Annotated in this window: 5 protein-coding genes; 1 reads left to right on the forward strand and 4 read right to left on the reverse strand. The window is 46.0% G+C overall.

The genetic code is table 11. The features are described from left to right. Positions 1-73: 73 nt before the first annotated feature. From R7Q47_RS21395 to rlmD, 4 genes are all read right to left on the reverse strand, one after another. On the reverse strand, positions 74-1,714 hold the full coding sequence (locus tag R7Q47_RS21395; RefSeq protein ID WP_021034029.1) for a CTP synthase: 1,641 nt from the start codon (positions 1,712-1,714) through the stop codon (positions 74-76). A 205-nt stretch (positions 1,715-1,919) separates the two neighbouring features. Further along, positions 1,920-2,723, reverse strand: a complete 804-nt coding sequence (gene mazG / locus R7Q47_RS21400; RefSeq protein WP_154205034.1) for a nucleoside triphosphate pyrophosphohydrolase — start codon at positions 2,721-2,723, stop codon at positions 1,920-1,922. Positions 2,724-3,072: 349 nt separating this feature from the next. Further along, positions 3,073-5,292: a GTP diphosphokinase gene (gene relA / locus R7Q47_RS21405; RefSeq protein WP_005393896.1), complete on the reverse strand. Its 2,220-nt coding sequence runs from the start codon at positions 5,290-5,292 to the stop codon at positions 3,073-3,075. A gap of 123 nt (positions 5,293-5,415) precedes the next feature. Beyond that, on the reverse strand, positions 5,416-6,735 hold the full coding sequence (rlmD, locus tag R7Q47_RS21410; protein WP_154205033.1) for a 23S rRNA (uracil(1939)-C(5))-methyltransferase RlmD: 1,320 nt from the start codon (positions 6,733-6,735) through the stop codon (positions 5,416-5,418). A 192-nt stretch (positions 6,736-6,927) separates the two neighbouring features. Between rlmD and barA the strand changes: the two genes are divergently transcribed. Beyond that, positions 6,928-9,726 carry a two-component sensor histidine kinase BarA gene (gene barA, locus R7Q47_RS21415; protein ID WP_318089372.1) on the forward strand — a complete coding sequence of 933 codons (2,799 nt, stop codon included), beginning with the start codon at positions 6,928-6,930 and terminating at the stop codon, positions 9,724-9,726. Positions 9,727-9,815: the final 89 nt, after the last annotated feature.

The raw sequence follows: 9,815 nt of genomic DNA on the forward strand, positions 1-9,815 counted from the left end.
TTTCCTCTCGTTTCAAATATAAATGTCAATCTTAAAGGGCAGCAGCACAACCTTCGCCGCCGCCCGTATCCTTTTACTTCTCGAATTCGCCGCGTGCGTTTTGGCCCGCAGCCTTAACAAAACCTGCAAACAATGGATGTCCATCGCGAGGAGTCGAGGTGAATTCTGGGTGGAACTGAGCCGCTACAAACCATGGGTGAGCTGGGTTCTCAATCATTTCCACTAACTTCTTGTCCGCAGATAGACCTGATACTTTTAGGCCTGCTTTTTCGATTTGCGGACGAAGCACGTTATTCACTTCGTAACGGTGACGGTGACGTTCATGGATCGTCGCGCTACCGTACAGTTCACGAGCTTTAGTCCCTTTCTCTAGGTGACACAGCTGTGAACCAAGACGCATCGTACCGCCTAGGTCAGACTTTTCAGTACGCTCTTCTACGCTACCTGATTCGTCTACCCACTCTGTGATCAAACCTACCACAGGGTACTTAGTCTCTTTGTTAAATTCTGTTGAATGTGCACCTTCCATACCCGCAACGTTACGCGCGTATTCGATTAGTGCAACTTGCATACCCAAACAAATACCCAGGTAAGGCACGTTATTTTCACGTGCATATTGAGCCGCACGGATCTTGCCTTCAATACCACGATCGCCGAAGCCACCTGGTACTAGGATTGCGTCCAAACCTTCTAGAAGTTCAACGCCTTTTGTTTCGATATCTTGTGAGTCTACATACTTAATTGTGACGCTTAGGCGGTTTTTCAAGCCAGCGTGTTTAAGCGCTTCGTTCACAGATTTGTATGCATCTGGTAATTCAATGTATTTACCAACCATACCGATGGTTACTTCACCAGTAGGATTTGCTTCTTCGTAGATAACCTGTTCCCATTCAGAAAGGTCTGCTTCAGGAGCAGTAATACCAAAGCGAGCACACACAAGGTCATCTAGCCCTTGAGATTTAATCAACTGAGGGATCTTGTAGATAGAGTCTACATCCTTCATTGAAATTACTGCTTTTTCTGGAACATTACAGAACAGTGCGATTTTTTTACGCTCATTCGCAGGAATAACGCGATCGCTACGGCAAACTAGGATGTCTGGCTGAATACCGATAGATAGAAGTTCTTTTACAGAGTGTTGCGTCGGCTTAGTTTTCACTTCGCCCGCTGCCGCTAGGTAAGGAACAAGTGTTAGGTGCATGAACATTGCGCGCTCACGGCCTAGCTCAACAGCTAGCTGACGAATCGCTTCCATAAATGGTAGTGATTCGATATCACCAACAGTACCGCCAACTTCAACGATAGCCACATCATGGCCTTCAGAACCTGCAATAACGCGATCTTTGATTGCGTTAGTGATATGAGGGATAACTTGAATAGTTGCGCCTAGGTAGTCACCACGACGTTCTTTACGAAGTACGTCGGCATAAACACGACCTGCAGTGAAGTTGTTACGCTTGGTCATCTTGGTACGGATGAAACGCTCGTAGTGACCAAGGTCAAGGTCAGTCTCTGCGCCATCTTCTGTAACGAACACTTCACCGTGCTGAGTAGGGCTCATTGTGCCCGGGTCAACGTTGATGTAAGGGTCAAGCTTCATCATAGTCACTTTAAGACCACGAGCTTCTAGAATAGCCGCAAGAGATGCTGCTGCAATACCTTTACCTAGAGAGGATACAACCCCGCCAGTAACAAAAATGTAATTTGTCGTCATGTTTAACCTGAAATTGGTTGAATGAGGGAAATGGAGTGCTTCTGGACGGGAGATAAATATACCAGAAGCTCCTTACCGCCACAACGTGAAATCTATCACACCGTAATTTTTTATTTTTTGCTTCAAATCAAAGTGAGCAAAGACAAACCAAAGTCCGTTTTCGTGTAACCAAACAAGCTGACCTTATATTATGTATTCTGCCAGTTTACCTCTGCCTCGATTCTTCTTGTTTTACTTCATCCCAAAAATGGTCAAGTTCTGATAAAGAACAATCTGTAAGTACTTTGCCTGACTGCTGGACCTTGCCTTCAACTTGTTTAAAACGTCGCGCAAACTTTACGTTTGCTTTTCCTAGTGCGACTTCTGGGTTTTTATTAAGGTGGCGAGCCAAATTGACAGTCGCAAATAGCAAATCACCGAGCTCCAACTCAACTTTCTCTTCATCGGGCTGAACTTGCAGTGCCTCTTCCATGACTTCGTCAATTTCTTCTCGTACTTTATCGACAACCGGGCCAAGTGAATCCCAATCAAACCCAAATTTTGCACATTTTTTCTGAATTTTTGTAGCACGAGAAAGTGCCGGTAAAGAGTTTGGTATTGAGTCTAGGATACTTTCTTCCGCTTTGCCTACTAGGGCTTTTTCTTTTGCTTTTTCCGCTTCCCAGTTCGCGTTAATTTCCTCGTCAGATTCAAACTCAACATCTGAAAAAACATGCGGGTGGCGACGAGTCAGTTTTTCGTTCACGGTTTCGACGACATCCGAAAAGTCGAACAGCTCTTGCTCTTTCGCTAGCTGACTGTAAAAAATCACCTGAAACAACAAATCCCCTAGCTCTTCTTTTAGATTGGGCCAATCTCGATTTTGAATCGCGTCCACCACCTCGTAGGTTTCTTCTATTGTATGCGGAACGATGGTGTCAAAGGTTTGTTTTAAGTCCCAAGGGCAACCGTTTTCTGGGTCACGCAACTTCGCCATGATTTGTTCTAATTGTTCAATTGGATGACTCATTTTTTGTTCCTTTAAACCTTTCTACTAAAGAAAAAGGTGAGCGGCCAAAACCACTCACCTTCTACATTATATTTTCTCAGCAGCTTTCACTAAGTAATTGTTACTTTGACAAGGCAACAAGTTTTCGCGACTCCTGAGCATAGCCTACTATGTGATGCCCCTGAGCCGGCACGTCGGAATAAGTGCAGCTAACGCAGATAAAAAGCCAAATATGACGCAAGTGTAACTCTGTAAATAGTTGAAGTTGTAGCTAGGCGACAAACAAACGAGACTCCTGAGCATGGTTCACCATGTGATGGAGCGAGTGCGTGCAGTCAACAACGCTACAACGATAACTATGACGAGAGTTTTAGCCGAGGCGTTTCACCGTCATCACATCCTTAATCTGCTCAACACGCTTCGAAACACGAGAAAGCACCTCAATATTGGTGACTTCTAGGTCAAAGTCCATGATGGCAAGTTGACGTCTGTAATCGACTCGGTTCTTCATACTGGTCACTTTGATCTTTTCGTTGGCGAACAGTGTCGTAATGTCTTTGAGTAGACCACCTCGCTCCATCGCTTCAACACGGACGGTGAGGATGTATGACCCGACGAAGCCGCTGCCCCAGACAGTATCAATGATACGCTCTGGCGCATGATGGCGCAGTTCTTCTAACTGTTCACAGTCACTACGGTGTACTGAAATGCCGCGACCTTGCGTGATGTAACCACAGATATCATCACCTGGAATCGGCTGACAGCAACGCGCTAGGTGCGTCATTAGATTATCGACACCTTCTACAACGACGGCGTCTTTTTTCGGTCGGCTTTGCGCTGGTGATTTGTGCTCTGCTTCTTGCAGTTTTTCCAGTGCTTGCTGGTCTTCTTCCTCTGCCGTTGGCTTGTTAACTAACGCGTTGATATGGTTAATGATTTGGTTGATGCGCAAATCACCGCTACCTACCCCAACATACAATTCATCTGGTGTTTTGACGTTAAACCGCTTGAGGGCGTAATGCTCTGCATCTTTTAACGTTGCGCCAATTTTGGCTAACTCATGCTCAAGGATTTCACGACCTGCTTCAAGGTTCTTCTCACGGCTTTGTTTTCGGAACCAGGCGTTAATTTTGGCACGCGCACGACCAGAATGAACGAAGCCTAATGATGGGTTTAACCAGTCACGTGATGGGTTAGGTTCTTTCTGAGTGATAATCTCGACTTGGTCACCCATATGTAATTTATGCGTGAACGGCACAATACGACCTCCGACTTTGGCACCGATACAACGGTGTCCCACTTCGGAGTGAATGTGATAGGCAAAATCTAGCGGCGTTGCCCCCATTGGCAAATCGACAACATCACCACGTGGTGTAAAGGCATAAACACGGTCATCAAAGACTTGGCTACGCAGCTCATCGAGCATTTCGCCAGAGTCAGACATTTCTTCTTGCCAATCCAGTAGCTTACGCAGCCACGTGATCTTCTCATCATAACCGCTTCGGCTGCTTGCCCCTTCTTTATATTTCCAGTGCGCTGCAACCCCCAGTTCCGACTCTTCATGCATTTGCTTGGTACGAATCTGGATCTCGATGGTTTTGCCTTCTGGCCCTAGAATTACTGTATGGATCGATTGATAACCGTTTGGTTTAGGGTTAGCAACGTAGTCATCAAACTCGCTCGGCAGGTGCTTGTATTTGGTGTGAACTACGCCTAAAGCCGCGTAACAATCTTGCAGTTTGTCTGCGATGATACGCACTGCTCGCACATCAAACAGCTCATCAAAGGCCAAACTCTTTTTCTGCATTTTTCGCCAAATGCTGTAGATGTGCTTAGGTCGACCACTCACTTCGGCATTGATGCCCGATACTTCCATTTCGTGCGTGAGGTCTTCAACAAAGTCTTTGATGTACTGTTCACGAACGATGCGCCTCTCAGAAAGCTGCTTGGCAATTTGTTTGTAAGTTTCCGGCTGTTGGTAGCGGAAAGCGTAATCTTCAATTTCCCATTTCAGCTGACCGATGCCTAATCGGTTTGCTAGCGGCGCATAGATGTTGGCACACTCTTTTGCCGCCGCACGTCGAACTTCATCTGGCGCTTTTTTAACTTCAATAAGGTTACAAATTCGTTCCGCGAGCTTGATAACTACGCAGCGGAAGTCATCCACCATGGCAAGCAGCATGCGGCGTACGTTATCTACCTGAGATGACGCTGCACTGCCTTCCATGTTGACGTTGAGTTGGCCAATAGCAGCCATTTCTTCAACGCCGTCGATTAATTTTATGATTTCTTTGCTGTATTTCTCTTCCAGAATTTCTCTGTTAAAAGCACCACTTGAAACCAAAGGAAACAGTTGAGCAGCCACTAAAGTGGCTTGATCCATAGACAAGGTGATCAAAATTTCGATCATTTCTCGTCCACGCCACAACAACAGTTCCGCTTGCTCGTTATCAGCTAATACTGTCTGGCAATCTCGATATACTTCGATTAAGCGTGAGGCTGTGTTTTTCTCTTGTCCTAGGCTAGCCACCCAGTTTTCGAGTTCAAACTGTTCATCTTGGTTTAAATGCGCGCTTCTTACCGCAACCATCTCATCATCCTAATTATTATATTCGTGTGGTTTGACTAACACCGTCCAGGTTAGTTCTTTTTACCGCGCGTACACGCTGGCTTTATGACCACCCACCACAAATAAGGGGTCAACGTCCTAAAGTTAGGACTTTTCAAACAATGCCATCGATTCTAGATGACTGGTATGAGGGAACATATCCAGCATACCTAATTTCGTTAATTTATAGCCTTGCTCTATCAAGCTTTGACTATCCCTAGCAAGGGTAGCAGGATTACAAGAAACATAAACTACACGCTGTGCGCCAAGCTCAGAAACTTGATCGATGATCCCACTCGCTCCCGCGCGTGCCGGGTCTAATAATACTTTATCAAACCGCTCTGCGGCCCAGGCTTGGCCTTCAAAATCTTGCTCAAGGTTAGCGTGATAAAATTGCGCGTTATTGATTTGGTTCAAAGATGCATTGTTTGTGGCTTTTTCTACCATCTCTGCAACACCCTCTACTCCAACCACGTGCTTAGCTAATTTCGCAACTGGTAAACTAAAGTTGCCTAAACCACAGAACAAATCTAACACTCGGTCACTCTTTTGTGGGTCTAACCACTCAACCGCTTGCTTGACCATTTGTTGGTTTACACCTTGGTTTACTTGAATAAAGTTATTTGGTGCAAAAGGGATTTTCACTCCAACTTCTTGATAAAAAGGCATATCGCCTTCGATAAGGTCTAATTGTTCTGTCGATGGCATTAAGTACAACGATGCGCCATGACGTTTTGCCAACTCCGTTAGAGATTGAGTTTCACTCGTTGTCAGAGCACTCAAGTGGCGCAGCGTAATACACGGCCCATTATCACCAAGTACCAGCTCTACATGACCCAATTGTTCAGGCTTTTTGAACGCTTTTAGCGCTGAGTAAATCTCTGGCAGCAAAACATTCAGTTCCGGTGCCAGCACTGGGCAATCGGTCACTTGCGCAATTTGCTTACTCTGCTTTTTACGGAAACCAAAATGTAGCTGACGTGTTTTTTTATCAACAAACAAGCTCACTCTCGCACGGCGACGGTAGGCCTGCGAATATCCCAATAACGGGGCATCTAGTTCAATGTCACTGCCTGAAAATTTTCGCATTAGCTGACGCAACGTTTGCTGTTTGTACGTCAATTGTTGGTCATAATCTAGATGCTGCAAATCGCAGCCACCGCACTCATGATAATGTGGGCAAAATGGCTCCACACGAGCTTCACTCGGCTTAAGGATTTTAATCAACTTACCGCGAGCGTATTTGCTCTTTTCTTCCACCAATTGAGTGACCACCTCCTCACCCGGCAGTGCTCCATCAATAAACAATGGCTTCTTTTTGAGGTAAGCAATGCCTGCGCCGTGGTGATCTAAACGCTCTACTTGCACTGCTTGGTGCCGAGTATTGAGTTGGGTTTTCTTTTTCGGTTGAAAGATGCGTGCCATGCTCTATGCCTGATTTATGTGTAATTGCTCTTCGGCTTCACTATTCTTGATTGCAGCCGTTGTGTGATTCGAGTGACTTGATTATGCTTACCGTTTATTCGGTGACGTCACTTCTTTGCTCAAGGCTTTATCGTGCGCTTGAGAAATAATGCGTTATTTTCCCATATCCAGACTCCGATGTAATTAGATAACATGACCAGATATGGCTTACGAGCACGTGTAATTACACTAACTCTCGCTCCCACTCTCATTATTGGTTTATTACTGAGCGGCTTTTTCTCATTTAACCGCTACCAAGACCTTGAGAAACAAGTTATCACCACTGGTAACAGCATTATTGAGCCGCTGGCGATTGCCAGTGAAACTCATCTACTATCAGAAAGCCGAGAGGCGGTACGTCGCTTGATAAGCTACGCGCACCGTAAAAACTCCAAACTGGTTCGTAGTATCGCGGTATTTGATGAACATCATGAGCTCTTTGTAACCTCTAACTTTCATCCTAATTTTGAAGCCTTGATGTTTCCCAAAGATAAACCGATCCCGCAACTGGGTAATTCGGAAATCTACGAAAACTCACTGATATTGCGTGTCCCCATTTTGTCAGAAGGTCACTACTTAGCGGAGTTGTCGAACGAAAGCCAAGGCACAAAAGCGATTGGTTACATCGCCGTCGAGTTAGATCTCTCCTCCTTGAGGCTGCAACAGTATCAAGAAGTCTTCTCTGCGTTTTTAGTTCTGGTTCTCGGTCTTGGCTTAGCAAGTGTGTTTGCTTCACGTCTAATGCACGATGTGACCCAACCTATCACCCACATGAAGAATGTCGTTGACCGAATTCGCCGTGGTCATCTGGATGTGCGTATCGAAGGCAAAATGCACGGTGAGTTAGACCAGCTAAAAAATGGCATCAACGCCATGGCGGTATCGTTATCAGAATATCACGTGGAGATGCAGCACAGTATAGACCAAGCCACGTCCGACTTACGTGAAACGCTTGAGCAGCTAGAAATTCAGAACGTTGAGCTGGATATCGCGAAGAAACGCGCGCAAGAAGCAGCCAGGGTTAAGTCAGAGTTCTTGGCGAACATGTCGCACGAGCTGCGTACTCCGCTCAATGGGGTGATTGGCTTTACTCGTCAAATGCTTAAAACGCAGCTTTCTAACAGCCAAACGGATTACCTACAGACGATTGAGAAGTCGGCGAACAACCTGCTGAATATCATCAATGACATTCTCGACTTCTCGAAACTTGAAGCGGGTAAGCTGGCGCTGGAAAATATTCCTTTTGATTTCCGAGAAAGTTTAGAAGAGGTAATTAACCTACAAGCCACAAGTGCACATGAGAAAGGGTTAGAAATCACCCTAAAAGTGGACCCTAAAATTCCACCAGGTTTAGTTGGGGATCCACTACGTATTCAGCAAATTTTGACGAACTTAGTCGGTAACTCAATCAAGTTTACCGAGCGAGGCAACATTGATGTTAGCGTAGAAATGCGCTCTCAATCAGGAGACTCCGTCGAACTGCAATTCATGGTGCGTGATACCGGTATTGGTATCTCTGAGCGTCAGCAAGCGCAGTTGTTCCAAGCCTTTAGCCAAGCAGATGCAAGTATTTCACGTCGTTACGGCGGTACTGGTCTTGGTCTAGTTATCACTCAGAAACTGGTGAGCCAGATGGGCGGCGAAATCAGTTTAACCAGCCGTCTACACCAAGGTTCAACCTTCTGGTTTACGGTGCGCTTGCACTCAACCGAGATGCCAATGAGCGAACTGATTGAAGTGGAACTTCTGACTGGGAAGCAGTTACTGCTGATTGAACCAAACATGCAAGCCGCATCCGTAACCCAACAGATTCTAAGTCAGGAGGGTATTTTAGTAACCTACCGCTCTTCGCTACCAAACAACGAAGAACAATATGATTATGTACTGTTGAATTTAGCGGCCAACCAGACTCACGATGCGGAAGTTATTACACCTTGGATAGAACAAGCAAAACGCATGGCTCCGAGTGTTCTCCTAGGGACACCGAGTACCGAATTGGCGCTTGCGGACCAAATAATGACAGAGCATCACGTCCAGTGCCTGACGAAACCATTGTCTCGCCGTAAGTTGCTACAAAGCCTGATTAGCGAACATGTAGAATCGCCACCGGTATTAAGCGCTCCAATTACGCCAAGCGAAGGGGACCGTTTACCTCTCACTGTACTAGCAGTGGATGACAACCCTGCAAACTTGAAGCTGATCTCTGCACTACTCCGCGAACGAGTAGAAACCGTCACCGCCTGTAGCCATGGCCAGCAAGCGGTGAACCTGGCGACAGAGAAAAAGTACGATTTAATCTTCATGGATATCCAAATGCCACAAATGGATGGTGTGACCGCTTGTAAGCACATTAAAGAGTTGGAGCTAAATAAAGACACGCCAGTGATTGCGGTAACGGCGCATGCCATGGCAGGGGAACGAGACCGCTTGCTCTCAGCAGGAATGGATGACTACTTGACCAAACCTATTGAAGAGCATGTGCTGCAACAGGTTTTGGTTCACTGGAACCCAAATGCTTGTACAGAGAGCATTGGCAAAGTCGCCCCTTCATACGTTGATGAACCTGAAGGAAGCGCACCACAACCCGTTTCTTCGCCTCAGCAGGATGTGATTATTGATTGGCAAGCAGCCTTAAAACAGAGCGCGAATAAAGAGGATCTCGCTAAAGACATGCTACGCATGTTGATTGAGTTCATCCCTGAAGTAGAAGCAGTCGTTGACCAAGCTCTGGAGCAAGAAGATATCTCTCGTGATGACCTAATTCATGTCATCCATAAGCTGCACGGCAGTAGTTCATATTGTGGCGTTCCAAGACTGAAGTCACTCTGTGCGACGCTTGAGCAAGCACTGCGCTCAGGGATCAGTCTTGAGGAGGTTGAGCCTGAAATGTTCGAGCTGCAAGATGAAATGATTAAAGTAACAACAACCGCAAAGTTATACCTTGAACAGTGATCTATTGAAGAGAAGTAAATTACCACCTTCTAAAGAAGGTGGCTTTGTGTGAGCCCCCTAAAAGGGGGCCTTTGTTTAGTCCAGCGCCA

Source organism: Vibrio sp. Vb0349, assembly GCF_033338975.1.